18 protein-coding genes are annotated in these 24,391 nt (G+C 66.2%); 8 read left to right on the top strand and 10 right to left on the bottom strand.

Annotation, left to right across the window (positions count from 1 at the left end):
* Positions 1-44: 44 nt before the first annotated feature.
* Entirely contained in the window at positions 45-1,436 is a 1,392-nt protein-coding gene (locus tag E8F11_RS27285; RefSeq protein WP_280292040.1) for an aspartate aminotransferase family protein, read from the bottom strand.
* Positions 1,437-1,800: 364 nt separating this feature from the next.
* On the opposite strand from E8F11_RS27285, the gene E8F11_RS27280 reads away from it, so the two are divergent.
* Both E8F11_RS27280 and E8F11_RS27275 read left to right on the top strand, forming a co-directional pair.
* On the top strand, positions 1,801-2,466 hold the full coding sequence (locus tag E8F11_RS27280; protein ID WP_280292039.1) for a GntR family transcriptional regulator: 666 nt from the start codon (positions 1,801-1,803) through the stop codon (positions 2,464-2,466).
* A 218-nt stretch (positions 2,467-2,684) separates the two neighbouring features.
* Entirely contained in the window at positions 2,685-4,448 is a 1,764-nt protein-coding gene (locus tag E8F11_RS27275) for a cation:proton antiporter (protein ID WP_280292038.1), read from the top strand.
* Positions 4,449-4,460: 12 nt separating this feature from the next.
* Here E8F11_RS27275 and E8F11_RS27270 read toward each other — a convergent pair whose 3' ends face one another.
* On the bottom strand, positions 4,461-4,868 hold the full coding sequence (locus E8F11_RS27270) for an SMI1/KNR4 family protein (protein ID WP_280292037.1): 408 nt from the start codon (positions 4,866-4,868) through the stop codon (positions 4,461-4,463).
* A 245-nt stretch (positions 4,869-5,113) separates the two neighbouring features.
* Between E8F11_RS27270 and E8F11_RS27265 the strand changes: the two genes are divergently transcribed.
* Positions 5,114-5,578 carry a YbaK/EbsC family protein gene (locus E8F11_RS27265; RefSeq protein WP_280292036.1) on the top strand — a complete coding sequence of 155 codons (465 nt, stop codon included), beginning with the start codon at positions 5,114-5,116 and terminating at the stop codon, positions 5,576-5,578.
* 135 nt (positions 5,579-5,713) lie between these two features.
* Here E8F11_RS27265 and E8F11_RS27260 read toward each other — a convergent pair whose 3' ends face one another.
* The 3 genes from E8F11_RS27260 to uvrD form a co-directional block, all read right to left on the bottom strand.
* Complete coding sequence (locus E8F11_RS27260; protein ID WP_280292035.1) at positions 5,714-6,565, bottom strand: Tim44 domain-containing protein; 852 nt, start codon at positions 6,563-6,565, stop codon at positions 5,714-5,716.
* A gap of 124 nt (positions 6,566-6,689) precedes the next feature.
* Positions 6,690-7,265, bottom strand: a complete 576-nt coding sequence (locus E8F11_RS27255) for a TetR/AcrR family transcriptional regulator (protein ID WP_280292034.1) — start codon at positions 7,263-7,265, stop codon at positions 6,690-6,692.
* A gap of 198 nt (positions 7,266-7,463) precedes the next feature.
* Positions 7,464-9,644, bottom strand: a complete 2,181-nt coding sequence (uvrD, locus tag E8F11_RS27250) for a DNA helicase II (RefSeq protein ID WP_280292033.1) — start codon at positions 9,642-9,644, stop codon at positions 7,464-7,466.
* 200 nt (positions 9,645-9,844) lie between these two features.
* Between uvrD and E8F11_RS27245 the strand changes: the two genes are divergently transcribed.
* Positions 9,845-12,730 carry a GGDEF domain-containing phosphodiesterase gene (locus E8F11_RS27245; RefSeq protein WP_280292032.1) on the top strand — a complete coding sequence of 962 codons (2,886 nt, stop codon included), beginning with the start codon at positions 9,845-9,847 and terminating at the stop codon, positions 12,728-12,730.
* Between the two features lie 105 nt (positions 12,731-12,835).
* On the opposite strand, the gene yegQ is transcribed toward E8F11_RS27245, so the two are convergent.
* On the bottom strand, positions 12,836-14,161 hold the full coding sequence (gene yegQ / locus E8F11_RS27240; protein ID WP_280292031.1) for a tRNA 5-hydroxyuridine modification protein YegQ: 1,326 nt from the start codon (positions 14,159-14,161) through the stop codon (positions 12,836-12,838).
* Between the two features lie 147 nt (positions 14,162-14,308).
* Positions 14,309-15,733, bottom strand: a complete 1,425-nt coding sequence (gene zwf / locus E8F11_RS27235) for a glucose-6-phosphate dehydrogenase (RefSeq protein WP_280292201.1) — start codon at positions 15,731-15,733, stop codon at positions 14,309-14,311.
* A 193-nt stretch (positions 15,734-15,926) separates the two neighbouring features.
* On the opposite strand from zwf, the gene hexR reads away from it, so the two are divergent.
* Both hexR and E8F11_RS27225 read left to right on the top strand, forming a co-directional pair.
* Positions 15,927-16,793, top strand: coding sequence for a transcriptional regulator HexR (gene hexR / locus E8F11_RS27230; RefSeq protein ID WP_280292030.1), 867 nt, complete (start codon positions 15,927-15,929; stop codon positions 16,791-16,793).
* Positions 16,794-17,015: 222 nt separating this feature from the next.
* Positions 17,016-17,231, top strand: a complete 216-nt coding sequence (locus E8F11_RS27225) for a transcriptional regulator (protein ID WP_280292029.1) — start codon at positions 17,016-17,018, stop codon at positions 17,229-17,231.
* Here the strand turns inward: E8F11_RS27225 and E8F11_RS27220 are convergent.
* Positions 17,173-18,120: a LysR family transcriptional regulator gene (locus tag E8F11_RS27220; protein ID WP_280292200.1), complete on the bottom strand. Its 948-nt coding sequence runs from the start codon at positions 18,118-18,120 to the stop codon at positions 17,173-17,175. The genes E8F11_RS27225 and E8F11_RS27220 overlap by 59 nt on opposite strands.
* Positions 18,121-18,321: 201 nt before the next feature.
* On the opposite strand from E8F11_RS27220, the gene E8F11_RS27215 reads away from it, so the two are divergent.
* Entirely contained in the window at positions 18,322-19,737 is a 1,416-nt protein-coding gene (locus tag E8F11_RS27215) for an acetyl-CoA carboxylase biotin carboxylase subunit (protein WP_280292028.1), read from the top strand.
* A gap of 16 nt (positions 19,738-19,753) precedes the next feature.
* The gene (gene oadA / locus E8F11_RS27210; protein ID WP_280292027.1) at positions 19,754-21,574 is read left to right on the top strand and encodes a sodium-extruding oxaloacetate decarboxylase subunit alpha; all 1,821 of its coding nucleotides are present in this window, start codon (positions 19,754-19,756) and stop codon (positions 21,572-21,574) included.
* Between the two features lie 219 nt (positions 21,575-21,793).
* Here the strand turns inward: oadA and E8F11_RS27205 are convergent, their stop codons facing one another.
* Both E8F11_RS27205 and E8F11_RS27200 read right to left on the bottom strand, forming a co-directional pair.
* Positions 21,794-22,777 (bottom strand): asparaginase, encoded by a 984-nt coding sequence (locus E8F11_RS27205; RefSeq protein WP_280292026.1) that lies wholly within the window; start codon positions 22,775-22,777, stop codon positions 21,794-21,796.
* A 94-nt stretch (positions 22,778-22,871) separates the two neighbouring features.
* Complete coding sequence (locus E8F11_RS27200; protein WP_280292025.1) at positions 22,872-24,320, bottom strand: alanine/glycine:cation symporter family protein; 1,449 nt, start codon at positions 24,318-24,320, stop codon at positions 22,872-22,874.
* Between the last annotated feature and the right edge of the window lie 71 nt (positions 24,321-24,391).

Genomic DNA, 24,391 nt, shown 5'->3' with positions numbered 1-24,391 from the left:
CACCTTTGATTCGGATTGTTGGTGCGCGCGGCGCACCCTACCGTTCACTCACGAGCGCCGGGGATGGCCAGCAACTCGGTGAGGGCGTCGTCGAGGGTGGCGATCAGGCGATCGACGTCGGCCGCCGAGGTGTCCGGGCAGCACAGGGTCATATTGTGGAACGGGGTGATCAGGATGCCGCGGTTGATCAGGTAGAGGTGCAGGGCCATCTGCAGGCTGTCGTGGAAGGCCGCCTCGGCCTCGGCGCCGGTCTTCGGCGGCGTGGTGCAGAACTGGAATTCGCAGCGTGCGCCCAGCTCGGTCACCGACCAGTTCAGGCCGTGCTTGTGGATAAGCCCGCGGAAGCCTTCGGCCAGGCGTGCGGCCAGCGGCAGCATGTGGGCGTAGGCGGTCTCGGTCATCACCGACTCCAGGTTGGCGCGCATGCAATGCATGGCCAGAGCGTTGGCCGAGAGGGTGGTGCCCATGCCGCTGTGGCCGTGGCCATGGCTGTTCTCGCTGGCATGGCGGCGGGCGCTTTGCATGGCCTGGGCCATTTCCGCGCTGCAGCCATAGACCGAGCAGGGTACGCCGCCGGCGATGGGCTTGCCGAGGGTGATGAAGTCCGGTTCCAGGTTCCAGCTGCGGGTGCAGCCGCCGGGGCCGGTGGAGATAGTGTGGGTCTCGTCGACGATCAGCAGGCTGCCGTGCTTGCGGGTCAGTTCGCGCAGGCGCTCCATGTAGCCGGGCTCGGGCAGGACCATGCCGATATTGGTCATCGCCGGCTCGCAGAGCACCGCGGCGACGTCGCCCTGGGCCAGGGCCGCTTCCAGCGCGGCGAGGTCGTTGAAGGGTACCGAGCGGCTGTAGCGGGTCAGGTCGTAGGCCTGGCCGATCAGGCCGGAACGGTGCACGGTGCGGCCTTCGCGGTAGCGCACCATGACGTCGTCCACCGTGCCGTGGTAGCAGCCGTCGAACACCAGCAGCACCTTGCGCCCGGTGATGGCGCGGGCCCAGCGCAGCACGAAGCGGTTGGCGTCGGTGGCGGTGGTCGCTACCTGCCAGTAGGGCAGGCCGAAACGCTCGGCCAGCAGCTCGCCGGCGACCACGGCGTCTTCGCCGGGAAGCATGGTGGTCAGGCCGTTGGCGCCCTGTTCGGCGATGGCGCGGGCGATGGGCTCGGGGGAGTGGCCGAACATGCTGCCGGTGTCGCCCAGGCAGAAGTCCACGTACTCGTGGCCGTCCACATCATGGAAGCGCGCGCCCTTGGCGCGGCTCACGAACAGCGGGCTGGGCGTGGACCAGTCGCTCATCCAGTGCATGGGCACGCCGCCGAACAGCGAATGGCGGGCGCGCTCGGCCAGGGCGATGGACTTCGGATTCTGCTGCACAAAGCGCTCGCGCTCGCGGGCGGCCAGGGTTGCCACAGCGCTTTCGGCGATGCCACTGGGAGTCATGTCTGAACACCTCGTTCGTTTTTTTGCACATCCTGTTTTGTGATCACAATTCTGTCAAGGCTTGCGAAAAAAGCCGCTGAAAATTAATTTGGAACCGTATTTGTGATCACAAGGTTGAGCGAATGACCAGATGGAAGGGTTCCGCTGGTCCAGCACTGGCCTGTGGCGCCCCTCCGCGTAAGCCGAAAGCACAGCGGAACCGGAGCCGGGCGCCGCGATACACTCCGCCGCCGCCCACGCCCATGAAAGCGTAGGCGCCAGCCCGGACAAGACTTTCGAGAACAAGGCGACCCAACTATGCGTAACTGCAGCCTGACCCTGAACCAACTGCCGGCGCCGCCGGCCCTTGCACGGTGACATGCCCATGGCCGAGAACCTGCAGGAACAGCTTTACCTACGACTACGCGAGGGCCTGCTGGCAGGCCAGTTCAAACCCGGCGAGCGCTTGAAGATCCGTGATCTCGCGGCCGCCTGGGGCACCAGCCCGATGCCGGTGCGTGCCGCCTTGCAGCGCCTGGTGGCCGAAGGCGCACTGGAGGGTGAGCCGCAGCGCTCGGTGCGTGTGCCGGCCATGACCCGCGAGCGCTTCAAGCAGATCTTCCAGGTGCGCATGGCGCTGGAAGGCATGGCGGTGGAAGCGGCAGCGGGCAAGTTATCCACAGCTGACCTGGACGACCTGCGCGGCTGCATGGAACGCATGGACGCCGCCATCCTGCAGCGTGACGTCCAGGGTTACCTGACCGATAACAGCCTGTACCACCTGACCCTTTACCGTGCCTGCGGCAATCCCATCCTGCTGCGCACCATCGAAACCCTCTGGCTGCAGGTCGGCCCCTTCTTCAACCGACTGTTTACCGAGGCGGATCTCTCCTTGCGCCTCAACGACTTCCACGAGGACGCGTTCAAGGCGTTGCTGGCCGGTGACGGCAAGGCCGCGCGCTTTGCCATCGAGCAGGACCTGAGCTACTTCGGCCAGTTCCTCCTCAATCTTCTGGAACTGGATTTCGCCCAGGCCCGCAGCAGCGGCTGAGCGGGGCGCCGTGCCTGCAGGAGCGAGCCATGCCCGCTGCTGCAGGCACGGCAAATGTTTCGGTATGTTGCGCCCGCCAGACGCCGCCAGGCGCAGTGTTAACCTGCGAAAGTTCTTAGCTTCAACTTCCCTAATTCCTACATGGTTCCACAGGAACCAAGCGAGAAGCCCGCGCGTGGGCCCGCCGCGCCGCGCATTGCAGAAAAGGAGTCCGCGCCATGCATGCCATCGCTTTCATCCAGGATCTCGCCGTGATCATGCTGGTCGCGGGCATGGTGACCATCCTTTTCCACCGCTTCAAACAGCCGGTGGTGCTGGGCTACATAGTCGCCGGCTTCATCATCGGCCCGCACACGCCGCCCTTCGAGCTGATCCACGACGAGGAAACCATCAAGACCCTCGCCGAGTTGGGCGTGATCTTCCTGATGTTCTGCCTGGGGCTCGAATTCAGCCTGGCCAAGTTGTTCCGGGTCGGGGCCACCGCCTTCATCGCCGCCTTCCTGGAAATCGTCCTGATGGTCTGGATCGGCTACGAGATCGGCAGCTACTTCGGCTGGAGCACCATGGATTCGCTGTTCCTCGGCGCGATCCTGGCGATTTCCTCCACCACCATCATCGTCAAGGCGCTCAGCGACCTGAAGATGAAGAACGAGCGCTTCGCCCAGCTGATCTTCGGCGTGCTGATAGTCGAGGACATCCTCGGCATCGGCATCATCGCGCTGCTGTCGGGCATCGCCGTGAGCGGTTCGGTGGAGACCGGTGAAGTGTTCGCCACCGTGGGCAAGCTCAGCCTGTTCATGATCGTCGCGCTGGTCGTCGGCATCCTGCTGGTGCCGCGCCTGCTGGCCTATGTGGCCAGGTTCGAGAGCAACGAGATGCTGCTGGTGACCGTGCTCGGCCTGTGTTTCGGCTTCTGCCTGCTGGTGGTGAAGCTGGAATACAGCATGGTGCTGGGGGCCTTCCTGATCGGCGCGATCATGGCCGAGTCGCGCCAACTGGTGCAGATCGAGCGGCTGATCGAGCCGGTGCGCGACATGTTCAGCGCCATCTTCTTCGTCGCCATCGGCCTCTTGATCGACCCCAAGGTGCTGGTGGAGTACGCCTGGCCGATCGCCGTCATCACTCTGGCGGTGGTGTTGGGCAAGATGGTTTCCTGCGGCCTCGGCGCCTTCATCGCCGGCAATGACGGCCGCACCTCGCTGCGGGTCGGCATGGGGTTGTCGCAGATCGGCGAGTTCTCTTTCATCATCGCCGCCCTGGGGATCACCCTGCAGGTCACCAGCGACTTCCTCTACCCGGTGGCAGTAGCCGTGTCGGCCATCACCACCCTGCTGACGCCCTACCTGATCCGTGCCGCCGACCCGCTTTCCATCAAGCTGGCGCAGGTGATGCCGCGCCCGCTGTCGCGAGTCTTCGGCCTCTATGGCGACTGGCTGCGCAGCATCCAGCCCCAGGGCCAGGGTGCGGTGCTGGCGAAGATGATCCGCAAGATCCTGCTGCAGGTGCTGGTGAACCTGGCGCTGGTGGTGGCGATCTTCCTTGGCAGCGCCTATTTCGCCGGCACCCTGGCCGGCTACCTGAGCGACTGGGTGGCTTCGCCCAACCTGCAGAAGGCACTGATCTGGGGCGGCGCGCTGCTGCTTTCGCTGCCCTTCCTGATCGCCGCCTACCGCAAGCTCAAGGCCCTGTCCATGCTGCTGGCGGAGATGGGCGTGAACCCGGACAAGGCCGGGCGCCACACCGAGCGGGTGCGCAAGGTGATAGCCGAGGTGATCCCGCTGCTCTCGCTGCTGGGCATCATGCTGCTGCTGATGGCGCTGTCGGCGAGCATCCTGCCCACGCTGGAACTGCTGGTGCTGATCGCCCTGCTGGCGGCGGGCGTCAGCGCGCTGCTCTGGCGCTGGCTGATCCGCGTGCATTCGCGCATGCAGATCGCCCTGATGGAGACCCTGGAGCAGAGCCAGGACCAGAACCACCACTGATAGGGCTGGGACTCAGCTGGCCAGCCAGACGTCGCGGGCCCAGTGCCACACCGAGTCCCAGCTTTCGTCGGTGAGCTCTTCCTCGTCACCGGACCAGAGCAGCACTTCGCCTTCGCCATCCACCAGGTAGTAGTCGCGGCCGTCCTGGCAGAGCGGCACCAGGTCGCGCGGCACACCCAGGTCCCAGGCGACGGCGGCGACTTCCGGCAGGTAGGTATGGGACTGCGGGTCGGTGACGGTCACCGGTTCCAGGCGGCCATAAACCACGTCGCTGACCTTGAGCAGGAACTCGCGCAGCTCGAAGGGCAGGTTGATCAGCAGCTGCTCTTCGATCTCCACCAGCAGCTCCTCGTCGGGCAGCTCCAGGGGAACCGGCACCGGCTCGTTGAGTTCGCGCAGCTGTTCGATGACTTCTTCCATGGCGGCAGGCCCTCATGCATTGGGATGCGCTTTATACAGTAGCCGGGTCGGGAAGAAAAAAGCATGGCGTGGATGCGCGGGCAAATGCGGGGTCCAGACCGTCCTGGCTTAGGCCCGACCTGGCAGTGGCGGCACTTTTTCAGCACCAAGTGCTTCAGCTCGGTCCATCTGCGCTGTCTAAACTTTGAGCACTGACGTTTCTGCTCAGAGCAGTCCGAAATCACGCACTCCTTGGGAGGTGCATCATGAGAATGGCAGCAACCCTGCAGCGCAGCCTGGAAAGCGCGCATGCCCAGTACGACCTGGTCCCGCACCCGCACTCGGCCACCAGCCTGGAGGCTGCGCGGGTGGCCAACGTGTCGGCGGAACGCCTGGCCAAGCCGGTGATACTCGACGACCGCGAAGGCCATTTCCTCATGGCCGTGGTGCCCGCCAGCCGCCACCTGGATGTGGGCAAGGTGCGCAAGGATGCCAAGGACTGGCAGCTCACCAACGAAGCGACTCTCGCCGGCCTGTTCAAGGATTGCGAACTCGGCGCACTGCCGGCGCTGGGCCAGTCCTACGGAATGAAGATGCTGGTCGACCCGCAGCTGACGCGGCAGCGGGATATCTACCTGGAAGCCGGGGACCACGAGAACCTGGTGCACATGCGCATGGATCAGTACCTCAAGCTGGTGCCCGATGCCGAAGTCTGCGAGCTCTGCCACTAAGGGGCCCGCGGGGCCGCCGCAGCCGCCACCCTTCTGGTTCCGCCGTTCCATCGCCCGCCGCCGCTGGCGGCGAGGTGGCGGGCGGCGCCAATGAAAAACCCCGGGCAAGCCCGGGGTTCTTCATTGCAGGGTCGATCAGTTCTGACGGATGCCCGCCACCAGCCAGGGCTGGTTGTCGCCGTGCACGCGCTCCATGCGCCAGCTTTCGCTGAACACCTCGCCCTGGTCGAAGCGCGAGGACTTGGAGACGCCATTGAAGGTCAGGGTGGCGACTGTCTTGTCACCCAGTTCGTCGATGCCGTCCAGTTGCACCTGCAGGTTGTCGATGTAGGTGGATTGGTAGGCGTCGCCCAGGCTGGCGCGTTCTTCCTTGAGGAAGCTGAGCATCTGCGGGGTGACGAACTCGGCGATCTTGTCCATCTCGGCCGCATCCCAGTGCTGCTGCAGGGCCATGAAGTGCTCGCGGCCGGCTTCGATGAAGCGCTGCTCGTTGAACCAGCTGGGGGCGTTGAGGGCCGGCTGGACTGCCGCCGGAGCGGCGCCGCTGAAGATCGGCGCCTGCTGCTGCGGCATTTCACGCTGGAAGGGCGCGTGGCCGGCCACGGCCGGCTGGCCCTGCTGCTGGGCGCGCTTGCGTGCGGCCAGGAAGCGGAAGATCAGGAAGGCGATCAGGCCGATGATCAGGAAGTCGAAGATCTGCATGCCGTCGAAGCCGTCGCCCATGAACATGGAGGCGAGCAGGCCACCGGCGGCGATGCCGGCCAGCGGGCCGAGCCAACGGGAGGCGCCGCTGGCGGCGGCCGGTTTGCCGGCAGCGGTGGGGGCCGCGGTGTTCGGGGTTTGCTGGGCAGGCGCGGCCTGGCGGGTCTGGTGGGTCGGCGCGGAGCCAAAGGACTTGCCGCCGCCCATACGCTTGGCGGCGTTGACATCCAGGCTTAGCGTCAGGCCGACGCAGAGGGCCAGGGCAATACTGAGGAATCGGCGCATCAGAGGCTTCTCTTGGTTATGAATCTACGCGCGCCATGCTGCACAGTCGGGCCGACTATAGCTAGGGGGAGAGTGTTTCGGGATTTTGTCGGACAGGTCCGCCGGCCTTTTCCGGGCATGCCGTTCATCTGCGCAGCAGGAACACCAGAGGCCCGCAACGCAGCTTCCGGCGCAGCAGGGCACGCAGGTCGGCCTCGTCCTCCATCGGGTGGCGCAACCAGTGGATGAAGGTGCGCAGGTAGGCGCCGGTAAGGAAGCTTTCCTCGGCGATGCGGCTCAGGTGCAGGGTTTCCCGCTGGGCCGCCTCGCGCCACCACTGCACGGTGCGGCTGACCCGCAACAGGCCCAGCGCCTGCAGGTGGAAATGGCCGGGCTCCAGCTTGTAGAGCAGCATCTGTCCGGTCACCGCCCGGTGCGCCGCCAGGCCGCCGAGCCAGGCCATCAGCAGTTCCTCCAGGCGTTTCTCGGCGCTCAGGGCCGCCAGGTCACCGCCTTGGCCGCGGGCCAGCATGGCCTGGTCGGCGCGGTCGAACCAGGCTTCCACCAGGTCGTCCTTCTGTTTGTAGTGCTTGGCGATGGCGTCTAGGCCGACGTCGAGTTTCTTGGCCACCTCGAACAGGTGCAGCCTTTCCCAGCCACAGGTATCGGCCAGGTTCAGGGCGCAATCGAGAATCTGCTGGGCGCTGGGGGAGCGGGGCATGGACTTACCTCCGCCACTCAGTATGGCCAAGCTTGCGCGAGTGACAGGCGGATCGGACGGGCGGAGGAGACGAATGCTCTTGTGGGGGCGAATTCATTCGCGAAGGACAGCGCAGCTGTCCCAGGGGCCTCAGGGCAGGACTACGACCTGCTCAGCGAATGAATTCGCCCCCCACAATGGATCGAGGCGGTTGTCGGTTCAGAGCGGCTGCAGCTTGGCGTAGGCCAGCATCAGCCACTTGCTGCCTTCGTTCTCGAACTTCACCTGCACCCGCGCCTGGGCGCCGGCGCCCTCGAAGTTGAGGATGGTGCCTTCGCCGAACAGCGAATGCTGCACCCGCTGGCCAAGGGAGAAGGGGGTTTCCGGTACGGCGGCGCCATCGAAGATGGAGCCGTGGCGGCTGCCGGCGCCCATGGGGCGGCTGATGCTGTTATTCAGCCGCACTTCGCGGATCAGCTGCGGCGGCACTTCGCGGACGAAGCGCGAGACCTTGTTGTAGGTCTCGCTGCCGTAGAGCCGGCGGGTCTCGGCGTAGGTCAGCACCAGGCGCTGCATGGCGCGGGTGACGCCGACATAGGCCAGGCGGCGTTCTTCCTCCAGGCGGGTCGGGTCTTCCATGCTCATCTTGTGGGGGAACAGGCCTTCTTCCATGCCCACCAGGAACACCAGGGGGAATTCCAGGCCCTTGGCGCTGTGCAGGGTCATCAGCTGCACGCTGTCCTCGAAGGCGTCGGCCTGGGTCTCGCCGGCTTCCAGCGAGGCATGGCTGAGGAAGGCCTGCAGCGGCGTGAGGTCTTCCTCGCTTTCTTCGTTCTCGAAGGCGCGGGCGGCGCTGACCAGTTCTTCCAGGTTCTCCACCCGGGCCTGGCCTTTCTCGCCCTTTTCGTCCTTGTGATAGGCCACCAGGCCGCTCTGCTCGATGACGGTCTGGGTCATCAGGTGCAGCGGCATTTCCAGCACTTTGGCGGCGAGGTTCTCGATCAGCTCCATGAAGGCCGCCAGGGCGCTGGAGGCGCGGCCGGCCAGGGCCTTGTTGGCGATCATCAGGCGCATCGCTTCCCACATGGCGACTTCGTTGACGCGGGCGAACTCGCGGATGTTCTCCACCGTCTTCTCGCCGATGCCGCGCGGCGGCACGTTGATCACCCGCTCCAGCGCCGCGTCATTGCCGCGGCCGTCGAGCAGGCGCAGATAGGCCATGGCGTTCTTGATCTCGGCGCGCTCGAAGAAGCGCTGGCCGCCGTAGATGCGGTAGGGAATCTTCTCCCGCAGCAGGGCCTCTTCCAGCACCCGCGACTGGGCGTTGGAGCGGTAGAGGATGGCGACCTCGCTGCGTGCCATGCCGTCCTTCAGGGCGCTCTCGATGCTTTCCACCACGTAGCGGGCTTCGTCGTGCTCGTTGAAGGCGGCGTAGAGGCCGATCGGCTCGCCGTCTTCGCCTTCGGTCCAGAGCTCCTTGCCGAGGCGGCCCTGGTTATTGGCGATCAGGGCGTTGGCGGCCTTGAGAATTCCCGCGGTGGAGCGGTAGTTCTGCTCCAGGCGGATCACCTCGGTGTCGGGGAAATCGCTGGAGAACTGCTGGATATTCTCGATCCGCGCGCCGCGCCAGCCATAGATGGACTGGTCGTCGTCGCCCACCACCATCAGGCTCTGGCCGCCCTTGGCGAGCAGGCGCAGCCAGGCGTACTGCACGGCGTTGGTGTCCTGGAACTCGTCCACCAGTACATGGCGGAAGCGCCGCTGGTAATGCTCCAGCAGGCTCGGGCGATCGCGCCAGAGGTCGAGGGCGCGCAGCAGCAGCTCGGAGAAATCGATCACCCCGGTGCGCGCGCAGGCGGCTTCGTAGGCTTCGTAGATCTTCAGCATGGTGCCGAGGAACAGGTCGCCGCCGGCCTGGATGTGTTGCGGACGGATGCCCTCGTCCTTCTGCCCGTTGATGAACCACTGGGCCTGGCGCGCCGGCCAGCGCTGCTCGTCGAGGCCGAGTTCGCGGATCACCCGCTTGACCAGGCGCTGCTGGTCGTCGCCGTCGAGGATCTGGAAGTTCTCGGCCAGGCCGGCTTCCTGCCAATGGGCCCGCAGCAGGCGGTGCGCCAGGCCGTGGAAGGTGCCGACCCACATGCCCGCAGGGTTGATGCCCAGCAGCTGCTCGATGCGCTGGCGCATCTCGGCGGCGGCCTTGTTGGTGAAGGTCACCGACAGGATCGAGTGGGGCGAGGCCTGCTCCACCTGGATCAGCCAGGCGATGCGGTGCACCAGCACGCGGGTTTTGCCGGAACCGGCGCCGGCAAGCACCAGTTGACGCCCCAGCGGGGCCGCTACGGCCTGGCGTTGAGCGTCGTTGAGGAAGTTCAGTAGGAGGGAGAGATCGTCGCGCATCGCGGCATTCTAGGGGCGCGGGTTGGGGAGGGCAAACCGATGACCGGTTGGTCGGCCGGACGGTTGCCCATCCCCGCGCCAGAGACCCTCCGAAAGTAGGGGCGCGCTCGTCCGGAACCTCACACATAAAGCTATGGACAGCCACTTCCGCTCGGGTAAGCTCCGGGCTCGCTTAGGCAGACCAATACAAAAAAGCGCCTATGACCGCCAATTCCACGCCCGCCGGCCGGACCCTCTCGCTTGCCGACAGCCGCGAGATCCGCGGCCTGTTCGCCACCGACATCGCCGCCGAACGCACCCGCCTGCTCTACCAGGGTTCGCAGGTTCCTACCCTGTTCATGTTGCTCAACGGCCTGGCCTGCGCCTACCTGCTCTGGGGGCCGGGCAACAGCCTGCAGCTCGGCGGCTGGCTCGCCTGGCTGGTGCTGCTGGCGGTCTTGCGCCTGACCCAGGTGGCTGCCTTCAAGCACGCCGAGCCATCGCAACAGGCCTGCCCGCGCTGGCGCCGGGCCTTCCTCTTCGGCGCCGGGGCATCCGGCCTGACCCTGGCCTTCGCCGCCGTGGCCCTGGTGCCGCCGGATGCCTTCCTCCAGCAGGCGCTGGTCTACGGCCTGATCGCCGCCGCCATCCTCTCTGCCAGTGTCGCCTACGCGGTCAGCCTTTCAGCCTTCCTCACCTTTGCCTTGCCCTGTCTGCTGCCCTCCATCACCTACCTGCTGCTCAGCGACACGACCCTGTTGCAGGGCTGGGGCGTGCTCGGCCTGATTCTGCTGGTCTCGCTCATGGTGGTGGCCTGGCAGGTCAACCGGCTGGTGCAGTGCAGCCTGTTGCAGCGCTTCCAGAACCAGGCGCTGATCAGCCACCTGGAAACGGCCAAGGCCCGCGCCGAGGGGCTCAATGAAGAGCTGGCCCGCGAGGTCGAACCGCGCCGCCGCGCCGAGCGCGAACTGCGCCGCGCCCACGGTGAGCTGGAGATGCGTGTGGCCCAGCGCACCCTGGAGCTGGCCGACGCCAGCCACGCCCTCTCCAAGAGCGAGGCGCGCCTGGCACTGGCTCTGGAGGCCAGCGAGCTGGGGCTGTGGGACTGGAACCTGGAAACCGACGAGGTGCATCACTCCCAGCTCAAGGCAATCTTCGGCATCGAGGCCGAGGACGTCACCCGCGTGCTCAGCGACCTCAAGCCGCGCCTGCACCCGGACGACCTGCCACTGCTGCGCCGTGCCCTGGTGGAACACCTGAAGGGCCGCACCGACGGCTATTCCATCGACTACCGGGTGCGCCACAACGACGGCCACTGGGTTTGGGTGGAAGACCGCGGCCGGGTGGTGGAGCGCGACGAGCAGGGCAAGGTGCTGCGCATGCTCGGCACCCGTCGCGACATTACCGCGCGCAAGGCCCGGGACGAGGAGCAGCGGCTGGCGGCCACGGTGTTCGAGGCGGCCAGCGAAGGCATCGTCATCCTCGACCCGGAGTACCGGGTGATCCAGATCAACGCGGCCTTCAGCCAGGTCACCGGCTACCGCCTGGACGAAGTCATGGGGCGCAGCGTCGCCACCCTGCTCGGCCATCGCGAGGCCCGTCGGCGCTACCATCTGATCCGCGAAGAACTCGAACAGTGCGGCAGCTGGCAGGGCGAGCTGATGGACACGCGCAAGAGCGGCGAGCTCTACCCGCAGTGGCTGCAGCTCAATGTAGTGCGCGATTCGCGGGGCCAGGTCAGCCACATAGTCGGTTTCTTCGCCGACCTCACGGCCCGCCGCGAGGCCGAGGAGCGCCTGCGCTACCTCTCCAGCTACGACGAGCTCACGGGCCTGGCCAACCGCACCCTGTTCAAGGACCGCCTGCACGAGGCCAGCCAGCGTGCGCGGCAGAGCGGCCGCAGCCTGGCGCTGCTGCACATCGACCTGGACCGCTTCAAGGTGCTCAATGACAGCCTCGGCCATGAAGTGGCCGACCAGCTGCTGCGCCAGGTCAGCCGCCGACTGACCCAGGCGGTGCCGGAAGCAGACACCATCGCGCGCCTGGCCGGCGACGAGTTCGCCGTGATCCTCGATACCTACGGCAGCCTTTCCAGCCTGGCGCGCCAGGCCAGCCGCCTGCTCGGCAAGTTGCGCACGCCCATGACCGTGGGCGGCCACGAACTGGTGATCAGCGGCTCGCTCGGCATCAGCCTGCTGCCGGACAACGCCCGCGACATCACCGCCCTGATCAGCCAGGCCAACATGGCCATGCAGCATGCCAAGCACCTGGGCGGCAACACCTTCCAGTTCTTCACCGACAACCTCCAGGCCTGCACCCTGGAACGCCTGCAGCTGGAGAACCAGCTGCGCAAGGCGATCGAGGAAGGCCAGCTGGAAGTCTTCTACCAGCCCAAGCTGGGCCTGGCCGACAACGGCCTGAACGCCGCCGAGGCGCTGGTGCGCTGGCGCCATCCGCAGCAGGGACTGGTGCCGCCTGGGGACTTCATCGGCCTGGCCGAGGAGACCGGGCTGATCGCCCCCATCGGCGAGTTCGTGCTGCGCCAGGCCTGCCAGCAGGCCCGCGAATGGCAGCGCCAGGGCCTGGCGGACATCCGCGTCTCGGTGAACCTGTCGATGCACCAGCTGCGCCAGGGCAACCTGGTCAGCCTGGTGCGCCAGGTGCTGGAGGAGACCGGGCTGGCGGCACGCCTGCTGGAACTGGAACTGACCGAAAGCCACCTGCTGGAAAACGTCGAGAACGTCATCGCCACCTTCCACCAGCTGCGCCAGTTGGGGGTGAAGCTGGCCATCGACGACTTCGGCACCGGCTATTCGTCCCTGAGCTACCTCAAGCGCTTCCCGGTGGATTACGTGAAGATCGACCAGACCTTCATCCGTGACCTCTCCGCCGGCAGCGAGGATGCCGCGATCACTCGCGCCATCATTGTCATGGCCCACAGCCTGGAGCTGAAGGTGGTGGCCGAGGGCGTGGAGAACCAGGAGCAGCTGAGCTTCCTGCGCAGCCAGCGTTGCGACGAGATCCAGGGCTACCTGATCAGCCCGCCGGTGGAGGCGCCGCAGTTCGCCCGGCTGCTCAAGGAGCAGGCCACGGCGCTGTGGCGTTGAAACGCGTCGGGGCTCCGCCTGGGTAGGGTGCGCTGTGCGCACCGGGACCCGGGTGCGAAAAGGCTGGTGCGCATGGCGCACCCTACGGGGTGGGGCCGTGCAGGGTCATGCACTTGCGGCAGTGCGGCTGTTGCCCGTGCTGAACCAGCGCAGCAGCAGGGCGTTTTCCAGGTCCTGGCCCGACGGCAGCGGCAGGTAGAGCACATGGCCGTCCCCCGGGGCGATTACCTTGCGCTCGCCGAAGCGGTTCTCCAGCGCCTCCAGGCGGAAGTCCTGGTTGCCCTTCGGCGTCATCAGCTGCAGGCGGTCGCCCACCGCGAAGTGGTTCTTCACCCGCACTTCCGCGAGGCCCTGGCGGACCACCCCGGTCAGCTCGCCGACGAACTGCTGGCGCTCGGCGAGGGAGTAGCCGTGGTCGTAGTTCTGGTACTCGTCATGCACGTGGCGGCGCAGGAAGCCCTCGGTGTAGCCACGGTTGGCCAGCGACTCCAGGTCGTCCATCAGCGAGCGGTCGAAGGGGCGCCCGGCCTGGGCGTCGTCGATGGCCTTGCGATAGGCCTGGGCGGTGCGCGCTACATAGAAGTGCGACTTGGTGCGGCCCTCGATCTTCAGCGAGTGCACGCCCATGCGCAGCAGCCGCTCGACATGGTGCACGGCGCGCAGGTCCTTGGAGTTCATGATGTAGGTGCCGTGCTCGTCCTCCCAGGCGGACATCAGCTCGCCGGGGCGATTGGCCTCCTCCAGCAGGAACAGCCGTTCGCTGGGCGCGCCGCAGCCCAGGGTGGGCACCAACTGGCCCAGTTCGTCTTCCTGCGCCGGGCGGGCGCCGTACTGCCAGCGGCAGGCATTGGTGCAGGTGCCCTGGTTGGGGTCGCGGTGGTTGAGGTAGCCGGAGAGCAGGCAGCGACCGGAATAGGCCATGCACAGTGCGCCGTGGACGAAGACTTCCAGCTCCATGCCCGGCACCTGCTGGCGGATTTCGCCGATCTCGTCCAGGGACAGCTCGCGGGACAGGATCACCCGGCTGAGCCCCTGCTGCTGCCAGAACTTCACGCTGGCCCAGTTCACCGCGTTGGCCTGTACGGAGAGGTGGATGGGCATCTGCGGGAAATGTTCGCGCACCAGCATGATCAGGCCGGGGTCGGACATGATCAGCGCGTCCGGCCCCATGGCCACCACCGGTTCCAGGTCCTTGAGGAAGGTGCGCAGCTTGGCGTTGTGCGGGGCGAGGTTCACCACCACGTAGAAGCGCTTGCCCCGGGCATGGGCCTCGGCGATGCCCTGGGCCAGGTTGCCGTGGTCGAATTCGTTGTTACGCACCCGCAGGCTGTAGCGTGGCTGGCCGGCGTAGACGGCGTCGGCGCCATAGGCGAAGGCATAGCGCATGGCCTTGAGGGTACCGGCGGGGGAGAGCAGTTCGGGGCTGTGCATGGCGCGGCTCGGCGATGGGCGACGGCCGCGGATTCTAGGGATAGCGCTTTGGCTGAATATTGAGCTGGAGCAACATTGTAGGAGCGAGCTTGCTCGCGAATAGGGACTTCGCTTTCGCGAGCAAGCTCGCTCCTACGAGGAAGGCCCTCAGTCGTGCCAGGCCCGACCGTGCAGCTCCAGCAGGCTGTGAGCCTGCTCCGGCCCGGTGGAGCCGGCGGGGTAGGGGCGTGGGCTCAGGTAGTGCTCGTGCCAGCCGGCGAGGATCGGGTCGACCCAGCGCCAGGCCGCTTCCACCTCGTCGCGGCGCATGAACAGCGTCGAGTCACCTTCGATCACATCCAGCAGCAGACGCTCGTAGGCGTCCCAGCGACGCTGGTGACTGAAGGCCTGGGCCAGGTTGAGATCCAGCTCCACCGGCTCCAGGCGCATGCCCTTGCCCGGGGACTTGGCCATCAGCTGCAGGCTGATGCGCTCCTCGGGCTGCAGGCGGATCAGCAGGCGGTTGGCTTCGCCGTCGGCGAACAAGCGGTGGGGCACCGGCTTGAACTGGATGACGATCTCCGAGTACTTGCGCGCCAGGCGCTTGCCGGTGCGCAGGTAGAAGGGCACGCCGGCCCAGCGCCAGTTGTCGATCTCCGCCTGCACGGCGACGAAGGTTTCGGTGTCGCTGTCGTTGTCGACGTTCTTTTCGAAGTAGTAGGCCGTCACGTCGTGGCCACCGATCTTGCCGGCGCTGTACTGGCCGCGCACCGTCTTGTCGCGCACGTCCTGCCCGGAGATGGGTTTCAGTGCCTCGAGGATCTTCACCTTCTCGTTGCGCACCGCTTCGGCGTCGAAGCGTACCGGCGCTTCCATCGCCACCAGGCAGAGCAGTTGCAGCAGGTGGTTCTGCACCATGTCGCGCATGGCGCCGGAGCGGTCGTAGTAGGCGCCACGGTTTTCCACGCCCAGGGTCTCGCAGACGCTGATCTGTACATGGTCGACGTGCCCGGCGCGCCAGATCGGCTCGAACAGGCCGTTGGCGAAACGCAGGGCCATGAGGTTCTGCACGGTTTCCTTGCCCAGGTAGTGGTCGATGCGGAACACCTGGGATTCGTCGAACACCTTGCCGATCGCGGCGTTGATCGCCTGGGCCGACTCCAGCGAATGACCGATGGGCTTCTCCACCACGATGCGCGACTGCGGGCCGGCCAGCCCGGCAATGGCCAGGTTGGCGGCGATGTCCTCGAACAGGTCCGGCGCGGTGGCCAGGTAGTGCACCCGTCCGCAGCCCGGATCGGGCCCCAGGTGGCGCGCCAGGCGGCCGAAGTCGGCGCTCTGGGAGACGTCCATGGCGAAGAAGTCGAGGCGGTCTGAGAAGCCGCGCCAGGCCTCGAGGGTGAAGTCGGCACGGGCCACTTGTGCCCGGCAGCGGCGCTCGGCCAGCGCGCGGTAGCCATCGCGGTCGAGGGTGTTGCGGGCCAGGGCGAGGATGCGCATCTGCGGATGCAGGCGTCCTTCGCGGTGGAGGTGATAGAGGGCCGGGAGCAGCTTGTGCAGCGCGAGATCACCGGTGCCGCCGAAGACGAGCATGTCGCAGGAGCTGGTCAAGGGCGCTCTCCTTCCTTGCAGTCTGATATTGGGTGGTTCAACTGGGCGGAAAAGCGGCTCATGTAGTATAACTACAAGGTTACTACAGCCAGGGTGCCCCGATCATAACCGAGTCAAGGCTCGGTGCATGACGGAAGACGCCGGCGAAACCCCCTTTCCAGACAGAGCCTGCCCTGTGAATCTGCTGCAACATATCGCCCAGTCGCGCCATCTGCTGCGCAAGTCGGAACTGAAAGTCGCCGACCACGTCCTGCTCGATCCCGCCGCGGTCATGCACAGTTCCATGGCCGACCTGGCCCAGGGCGTCGGCGTCAGCGAGCCGACCATCGTGCGCTTCTGCCGCGCCATCGGCTGTGGCGGGTTCCAGGATCTCAAGCTGAAACTGGCGCAGAGCCTGGCCGCCGGTGCCAGCTTCGGCCAGTTCGCCATCCACGAGGACGACTCGGTGGCGGACTTCAGCCTGAAGATCTTCGACACCACCCTGCACACCCTGATGGAAGTGCGCGAGAAGCTCGACCCGGAAGCCCTGCAGCGCGCCATCGGCGCCTGCGCCCAGGCCCAGCGGGTGGAGTTCTACGGCTTCGGCGCCTCCGGCGCTGTGGCAGCCGATGCCCAGCACAAGTTCTTCCGCCTGCTGCTCACCGCGGCGGCCTATTCCGACCCGCACATGCAGGCGATGTCGGCCGTGACCCTGAAGCCCTCGGACGTCGCCATCTGTATTTCCCAGTCCGGTCGTTCCAAGGACCTGCTGATCACCGCCAACCTGGTGCGTGAAGCCGGCGCCACCCTGATTACCCTCTGCCCGAGCCAGACCCCGCTGGCTGACCTCGCCACGGTGAACCTGGCCATCGACGTGCAGGAAGACACCGAGATCTACACCCCGCTGACCTCGCGCATCGCCCACCTGGTGGTGATCGACGTGCTGGCCATGGGCGTGGCCATGGCCCGCGGGCCGACCCTGGTCAACCACCTGAAGAGCGTGAAGCGCAGCTTGCGCAGCCTGCGCCTGTCGCCCAAGTCGGTGAAGGCCACCGAGGATTGAGCCATCTGAGGGCCATCCTCCCGTAGGAGCGAGCTTGCTCGTGAATCCGTCTTCGCGAGCAAGCTCGCTCCTGCAAGAACGCCAAGGCCATCGCGCCCGCCGCAGCCGCCGTGGCTGTTACCCTGAAACCCCGTCTTCACCACAGATTCATCGAGCCTTCGCGAAAGCGTCACAGCCCCGGGCGATGCTGCGGCTACCGCACCCGACCCAGGGAGACATGCCATGCAGCGCTTTCACGATGAAACCACCCATCTGGACAGCAAGACCCGGCGCAAACTGGAAGACCAGCGGCGCATGCAGTTCCGCCGCGCGATAGAGGACCACTGCGAGCAGCGCCGCCTGCAGCTGGAAATGTCGGACTACCCCGAGCTGATCGCCGCTAACTACCTGTTGTCGACAAAGGCAGTGCGCCGGAAAAGCGGTGGGAAAGTGCGCTGATCTGTGCGCGTTCTTCGCGGATAAAGGCTAGAAACGCCTGGGCGACCGGCGACAGCCGCTTGCCCTTGGCGTGCACTGCGCACCAGCTGCGATAGAGCGGCAGCTCCTCCACTGGCAGTTCCCGCAGCAGCCCGGTGGCCAGCTCCAGGCTTACCGCATGGCGCGGCAGCAAGGCCAATCCGAGGCCGGCGACCACGCATTCCTTCTGCGCATCCAGCGAGGCCACTTCCATGGCCTGGGCGAAGTGCGCACGCTTCTGCTGGAAGTATTCCTCGCAGGCCTTGCGGGTGCCGGAACCGGCCTCGCGGACCAGCAGCGGATAGGGCTCCAGGTCCTTCAGCGCCAGCTTGGCGGTCTTGCACAGCGGGTGGCTGGGCGGCGCCACGGCGACTATGGGGTTGTTCAGGAAGGGCAGGAACTCCAGGGCCATGTCCTGGGGCACCAGGGACATGATCACCAGGTCATCACGGTTGTCCGACAGGCGCTTGATCACCTGGGCGCGGTTGACCACCGCCAGGTGCAGGCTGACGTCCGGATGCTGCTCGCGGAATGCGGCGAACAGGTGCGGCACGAAGTACTTGGCGCTGGATTCCACCGCCAGGTTCAGCTGGCCCTGCAACGAACCCTGCAGGTCCGACAGCTGCATGTCGAGGCTGGCCAGGCGCTGGAAAATATCGCTGCTGGCGCGCATCAGCGCCTCGGCGGCATCGGTCACGTAGAGCTTCTTGCCGACGTACTCGAACAAGGGTTGGCCCACTAGCTCTTCGAGCTGGCGGATCTGCAGGCTGACGGCCGGTTGGGTCAGCGCCATTTCCTCTGCCGCGCGGCTGTACGAGCGGCTTTCGAACACGGCGCGGAACACCTGGAGCTGGCGCAGGGTCATGCGCAGCAGGGTTTTGCGCATCGGTTTTGGTCTCGTCGAATGAGGGCGGTTGCTGACTATAAGCTGATCCTAATGGATACCCCAATAATTATTGATTGGGGTTATTCCAGCTCGCGGCGTAGGGTAATGACGCGACCGCACCTCGATCAGCGGTCACCCAACGACCGGCCCAGCCGTTCGCCTGTTCACTTGGCCGAGGGATAACTCGTGATCAAGAAAATCCTGATCGCCAACCGTGGTGAGATTGCCGTCCGCATCGTGCGCGCTTGCGCCGAGATGGGCATCCGCTCGGTGGCCATCTACTCCGATGCCGATCGGCACGCCCTGCACGTCAAACGTGCCGACGAAGCCCACAGCATCGGCGCCGACCCCCTGGCCGGCTACCTGAACCCGCGCAAACTGGTGAACCTGGCGGTCGAGACCGGCTGCGACGCCCTGCATCCAGGCTACGGTTTCCTCTCCGAAAACGCCGAGCTGGCGGATATCTGCGCCGAGCGCGGGATCAAGTTCATCGGACCCAGCGCCGAAGTGATCCGCCGCATGGGCGACAAGACCGAAGCCCGCCGCAGCATGATCAAGGCCGGCGTGCCGGTTACCCCCGGCACCGAGGGCAACGTCGCCGACCTCGCCGAAGCGCTGCGCGAAGCCGAGCGCATCGGCTACCCGGTGATGCTCAAGGCCACCTCCGGCGGTGGCGGCCGCGGCATCCGCCGCTGCAACAGCCGCGAGGAGCTGGAACAGGCCTACCCGCGGGTGATTTCCGAAGCGACCAAGGCCTTCGGCTCGGCGGAAGTCTTCCTCGAGAAGTGCATCGTCAATCCCAAGCACATCGAGGCCCAGGTGCTGGCCGACAGCTTCGGCAACACCGTGCACCTGTTCGAGCGCGATTGCTCGATCCAGCGCCGCAACCAGAAGCTCATCGAGATCGCTCCCAGCCCGCAGCTCACCCCCGAGCAGCGCGCCTACATCGGCGACCTCTCCGTGCGCGCGGCCAAGGCCGTGGGTTACGAGAACGCCGGTACCGTGGAGTTCCTCCTCGCCGAGGGCGAGGTGTACTTCATGGAGATGAACACCCGGGTCCAGGTGGAGCACACCATCACCGAGGAAATCACCGGGATCGACATCGTCCGCGAGCAGATCCGCATCGCCTCGGGCCTGGAACTCTCGATCAAGCAGGATGACATCATCCACCGCGGCTTCGCCCTGCAGTTCCGCATCAACGCCGAGGACCCGAAGAACAACTTCCTGCCGTCCTTCGGCAAGATCACCCGCTACTACGCCCCTGGCGGCCCCGGCGTGCGCACCGATACCGCGATCTACACCGGCTACACCATCCCGCCGTACTACGACTCCATGTGCCTGAAGCTGATCGTCTGGGCACTGACCTGGGAAGAGGCCCTGGACCGCGGCCTGCGCGCCCTGGACGACATGCGCGTGCAAGGGGTGAAGACCACTGCGGCCTATTACCAGGAAATCCTCCGCGACCCCGAGTTCCGCAGTGCCGAGTTCAACACCAGCTTCGTCGAGAGCCATCCGGAGCTGACCCAGTACTCGATCAAGCGCAACCCGTCGCACCTGGCCATCGCCATCGCCACCGCCATCGCCGCCCACGCCGGCCTGTAGGGGAAGGATTCAGAACATGAGCAATACCATCGAAGCGAAGAAAATCGGCGTCACCGACACCATCCTGCGTGACGCGCACCAGTCCCTGCTGGCCACCCGCATGCGCCTGGAAGACATGCTGCCGATCTGCGACAAGCTCGACAAAGTCGGCTACTGGTCGCTGGAAGTCTGGGGCGGCGCCACCTTCGACGCCTGCGTGCGTTTCCTCAAGGAAGACCCGTGGGAGCGCCTGCGCCAGCTCAAGGCCGCCCTGCCCAACACCCGCCTGCAGATGCTCCTGCGCGGGCAGAACCTGCTCGGCTACCGCCACTACAGCGATGACGTGGTGCGCGCCTTCGTCGCCAAGGCGGCGGTCAACGGCATCGACGTGTTCCGCATCTTCGACGCGATGAACGACGTGCGTAACCTGCGCGTTTCCATCGAGGCGGTGAAGGCCGCCGGCAAGCACGCCCAGGGCACCATCTGCTACACGACCAGCCCGGTGCACACCATCGACGCCTTCGTCGCCCAGGCCAAGGCCATGGCCGCCATGGGTGTCGACTCCATCGCCATCAAGGACATGGCGGGTCTGCTGACCCCCTTCGCCACCGGCGAACTGGTCAAGGCACTGAAGGCCGAACTGAGCCTGCCGGTGTTCATCCACTCCCATGACACTGCCGGCGTGGCCAGCATGTGCCAGCTGAAGGGGGTCGAGAATGGCGCCGACAACATCGACACCGCCATCTCCAGCATGGCCTGGGGCACCAGCCACCCGGGCACCGAGTCCATGGTCGCGGCCCTGCGCGGCACCCCGTATGACACCGGCCTGGACCTGGAGCTGATCCAGGAAATCGGCGTCTACTTCTACGCCGTACGCAAGAAGTACCACCAGTTCGAGAGTGCCTTCACCGGCGTCGACACCCGCGTACAGGTCAACCAGGTACCGGGCGGGATGATTTCCAACCTGGCCAACCAGCTCAAGGAGCAGGGCGCCCTCAACCGCATGAACGAAGTCCTGGAAGAGATCCCGCGCGTGCGCGCCGACCTCGGCTTCCCGCCCCTGGTGACCCCGACCTCGCAGATCGTCGGTACCCAGGCCTTCTTCAACGTGCTGGCCGGCGAGCGCTACAAGACCATCACCAACGAGGTGAAGCTCTACCTGCAAGGTCGTTACGGCAAGGCCGCCGGTGAGATCAACGAGCAGCTGCGTCGCCAGGCCATCGGCAACGAGGAAGTGATCGACGTGCGCCCTGCCGACCTGATCAAGCCCGAGCTGGACAAGCTGCGCGCGGATATCGGCAGCCTGGCCAAGTCCGAAGAGGACGTGCTGACCTTCGCCATGTTCCCGGACATCGGCCGCAAGTTCCTCGAAGAACGCGCTGCCGGCACCTTGAAACCGGAAGAGCTGCTGCCGATCCCCAACGGTTCCGGCGTCGCCGCGGCCGGCGGCGAAGGCGTACCCACCGAGTTCGTGGTGGACGTGCACGGCGAGAGCTACCGCGTCGACATCACCGGCGTCGGCGTGAAGACCGATGGCAAGCGCCACTTCTACCTGTCCATCGACGGCATGCCGGAAGAGGTGGTGTTCGAGCCGCTGAACGAGTTCGTGGCCGGCGGCGGCAGCAAGCGCAAGAGCGCCAGCGCCCCGGGCGACGTCAGCACCACCATGCCGGGCAACATCGTCGACGTGCTGGTGAAGGAAGGCGACCAGGTCAAGGCTGGCCAGGCCGTGCTGATCACCGAGGCGATGAAGATGGAGACCGAGGTCCAGGCGCCCATCGCCGGCACCGTCAAGGCCATCCACGTCGCCAAGGGCGACCGCGTGAACCCGAGTGAAGTCCTGATCGAAATCGCCTGATTGCTCCGGCGATAGTCCCCTAGGGAGCCGCAAGGCTCCCTTTTTTATGGCTGCATGGCTGTCCGATCGGCGGGCTGCGGCAAATGTGGGGGCGAATTCATTCGCCAAGCAGGCCGAAGGCGTGCCCGTCGGACTCTCAACGGGGGCAGCTTTGCTGCCCTAAGCGAATGAATTCGCCCCCACAAGAAAAACCCCCACTGGAGGATTCGTAGCAGGCGCTCAGTCCACCATCTCTCCGCACAGGTCCACGGCAAACCACTGCTCCACCTCTTCCTGCCGCAGCCCGGCGCCGAGCAGGGCGAACAGCTTGCCCAGGGCCGCCTCGCGGGTCATGCCGCCGGCGGGCACCAGGCCGGTGGCCAGCAACTGGCTGCCGGCAGCGTAGACACCGGCCTGCACATGGCCGGCCGGGCACTGGCTGCTGGCGGCCAGCACCACGCCGCGCTGGTGGGCGGCGCGAAGGATGTCCAGCAAGGCCGTGTCGTCCGCCGGGCCGGTGCCGCTGCCGTAGCACTCCAGCAGCAGGCCGCGCACGCCGCTGTCCAGCAGCGCCTGCACCTGGTTGGCCTGGATACCGGGGAAGAACGGCAGCACGGCGAGGTTCACCGGCTGGCGCGGCGTGCGGTAGTCGAGGCCGACGGGGATGATCGTGGCTCGTTCGCCTTCGCGCGGGCGCGGCAGTTCGGCGAAGGCGTCGAAGGCCTCCGAGCGCAGCTTGCTGGCGCGGGCGCCGTGCAGCAGCTGGCCGTTGAAGAAGAGGCGCACGCCCGGCGCGACGCCTTGGCGCAGCGCCTCGATGGCGCCGCGGAGGTTGGGCCAGGCATCGCTGCCCTCGGCGCCCGCCGGCAGCATGGCGCCGGTCAGCACCACGGGCACTGGCAGGCCGAGCAGCAGGAAACTCAGGGCGGCGGCGCTGTAGGCCAGGGTATCGGTGCCGTGCAGCAGCAGCACGCCGTCGTGACCGCGCGCCACCGCTTCGACTATGGCGTCACGCATGGCCAGCCAGTTGGCCTGGCGCATGTTGGCACTGTCGATCAGCGGCAAGAGTTCCTGGAAGTGCCAATCCAGTGCCAGTTCCTGGCCGTCCAGCTGCTCGCGCATGCGGGCCTCGAAGCCGCTGGCCGGAGCCAGGCCTTCGGGAGTCTGCAGCATGCCGATGGTGCCGCCGGTGTAGAGCACGAAAAGGTTCTTCACAGCATTCATGGGTGTGGATAACTCGGTTCGTCAGGTGCAGAAACGACGGTGCCGCTCCCCGCATCAGCGGTGGAGCGGCACCAGGTACTACCGGATAGCGCGATCAGCGATGGCTTTGCGCCAGGCCTGTGGCATGGATGGCGGCGGGCGCCTCGGGGGCCGGGTTGGTCGGCCAGGCGGCGCGGTCCAGGTCCAGGTCGGCGAACTTGGCGGCGTCGAACACCGGCTGCTCGATGCCGGCCTGGCGCTGCTCGTCGTAGTCGCGCATCACCCGCAGGCCGACCTTGATCAGCAGGGCCAGCGCCAGCAGGTTGACGAAGGCCAGGCAGGTCATGGTGATGTCGGCGAAGGCGAACACGGTGCCCAGGTTCTGCATCGAACCCCAGCAGATCAGCGCCAGGACCAGGCCGCGGTAGCCCAGGAGGGCGGCGCGGCTGCGGCCGGCGAGGAACTGCAGGGCGTTCTCGCCGAGGTAGTAGTTGTAGAGGATGCAGGTGAAGACGAAGAGGCTCAGCGCCACGCTGACGAAGATCCGGCCCCAGTCACCGACCACGGCGGCCAGGGAGTTCTGGGTCAGGACGATGCCGTCGCCTTCGAAGCCCGGGGTGTAGAAGCCGGACAGCAGGATCAGCAGGGCGGTGCAGGTGCAGATCACGAAGGTATCGAGGAACACGCTGAAGGCCTGTACCACGCCCTGGGAGGCCGGGTGCTTGACGGCAGCAACGGCGGCGACGTTGGGCGCACTGCCCAGGCCCGCTTCGTTGGCGAACACGCCGCGCTTCACGCCCATCACGATGGCGCTGCCGAGCAGGCCGGCGAAGGCCGGTTCGAGGCCGAAGGCGCTCTTGACGATGGTCACCAGCATGCCGGGGACCAACTCGATCTGGGTGGCGATCACGTACAGGGTGACGCCGATGTAGGCCAGGGTCTTGACCGGTACCAGCAGGTCGGACACCGAAGCGATGCGCTTGATGCCGCCGATGAATACCAGGCCCAGGAGCACGGCCAGGCCGATGCCGGTGTACTGCACCGGGAGACCGAAGGCGTTTTCCAGGGAGTGGGTGACGGTGAAGGACTGCAGGCCGTTGAAGGCGAAGCCGTAGGTCACCAGCAGCAACACCGCGAAGACCATGGCCATCCAGCGCAGCTTCAGGCCGTGCTGGATGTAGTAGGCCGGGCCGCCGCGGTACAGGCCGTCGCCATCGGCGCGCTTGTAGACCTGGGCCAGGGTGCACTCGAAGAAGCTGCTGGACATGCCGACCAGGGCAGTCACCCACATCCAGAACACCGCTCCCGGACCACCCAGGGTCACGGCAATGCCCACACCGGCGATGTTGCCGGCGCCGACGCGGCCGGCGAGGCTCAGCATCAGGGCCTGGAAGGAGCTCAGCTGGCCGGCCTGGCCACGGATGGATTCCTTGAACACGCCGAACATATGGCCGAAGTGGCGGAACTGGACGAAGCGGGAGCGGAGGGTGAAATAGGTGCCGAGCCCGACGATGAGCACTATGAGCACTTTCCCCGAGAGGAAATCGTTGATCACTTCAAGCATGAGCGAGACCTCGATTCTTATTGTTCGCGTGATGGACAAACGGCTTCGCGCGGACACGCCTCCGCCGTGGG

It is taken from the genome of Pseudomonas sp. BN417 (genome assembly GCF_029871205.1).
Classification (GTDB): domain Bacteria; phylum Pseudomonadota; class Gammaproteobacteria; order Pseudomonadales; family Pseudomonadaceae; genus Metapseudomonas.
The sequence above is the reverse complement of the archived record's forward strand: the minus strand, read 5'-3'. Positions and strand labels throughout refer to the sequence as shown.

What these genes read in the sequence shown, in the direction of transcription:
- E8F11_RS27285 (WP_280292040.1), bottom strand. Translation starts at nt 1,436, where the DNA reads ATGACTCCCAGTGGCATCGCCGAAAGCGCTGTGGCAACCCTGGCCGCC.
- E8F11_RS27280 (WP_280292039.1), top strand. Translation starts at nt 1,801, where the DNA reads ATGGCCGAGAACCTGCAGGAACAGCTTTACCTACGACTACGCGAGGGC.
- E8F11_RS27275 (WP_280292038.1), top strand. Translation starts at nt 2,685, where the DNA reads ATGCATGCCATCGCTTTCATCCAGGATCTCGCCGTGATCATGCTGGTC.
- E8F11_RS27270 (WP_280292037.1), bottom strand. Translation starts at nt 4,868, where the DNA reads ATGGAAGAAGTCATCGAACAGCTGCGCGAACTCAACGAGCCGGTGCCG.
- E8F11_RS27265 (WP_280292036.1), top strand. Translation starts at nt 5,114, where the DNA reads ATGAGAATGGCAGCAACCCTGCAGCGCAGCCTGGAAAGCGCGCATGCC.
- E8F11_RS27260 (WP_280292035.1), bottom strand. Translation starts at nt 6,565, where the DNA reads ATGCGCCGATTCCTCAGTATTGCCCTGGCCCTCTGCGTCGGCCTGACG.
- E8F11_RS27255 (WP_280292034.1), bottom strand. Translation starts at nt 7,265, where the DNA reads ATGCCCCGCTCCCCCAGCGCCCAGCAGATTCTCGATTGCGCCCTGAAC.
- uvrD (WP_280292033.1), bottom strand. Translation starts at nt 9,644, where the DNA reads ATGCGCGACGATCTCTCCCTCCTACTGAACTTCCTCAACGACGCTCAA.
- E8F11_RS27245 (WP_280292032.1), top strand. Translation starts at nt 9,845, where the DNA reads ATGACCGCCAATTCCACGCCCGCCGGCCGGACCCTCTCGCTTGCCGAC.
- yegQ (WP_280292031.1), bottom strand. Translation starts at nt 14,161, where the DNA reads ATGCACAGCCCCGAACTGCTCTCCCCCGCCGGTACCCTCAAGGCCATG.
- zwf (WP_280292201.1), bottom strand. Translation starts at nt 15,733, where the DNA reads ATGCTCGTCTTCGGCGGCACCGGTGATCTCGCGCTGCACAAGCTGCTC.
- E8F11_RS27225 (WP_280292029.1), top strand. Translation starts at nt 17,016, where the DNA reads ATGCAGCGCTTTCACGATGAAACCACCCATCTGGACAGCAAGACCCGG.
- oadA (WP_280292027.1), top strand. Translation starts at nt 19,754, where the DNA reads ATGAGCAATACCATCGAAGCGAAGAAAATCGGCGTCACCGACACCATC.
- E8F11_RS27205 (WP_280292026.1), bottom strand. Translation starts at nt 22,777, where the DNA reads ATGAATGCTGTGAAGAACCTTTTCGTGCTCTACACCGGCGGCACCATC.
- E8F11_RS27200 (WP_280292025.1), bottom strand. Translation starts at nt 24,320, where the DNA reads ATGCTTGAAGTGATCAACGATTTCCTCTCGGGGAAAGTGCTCATAGTG.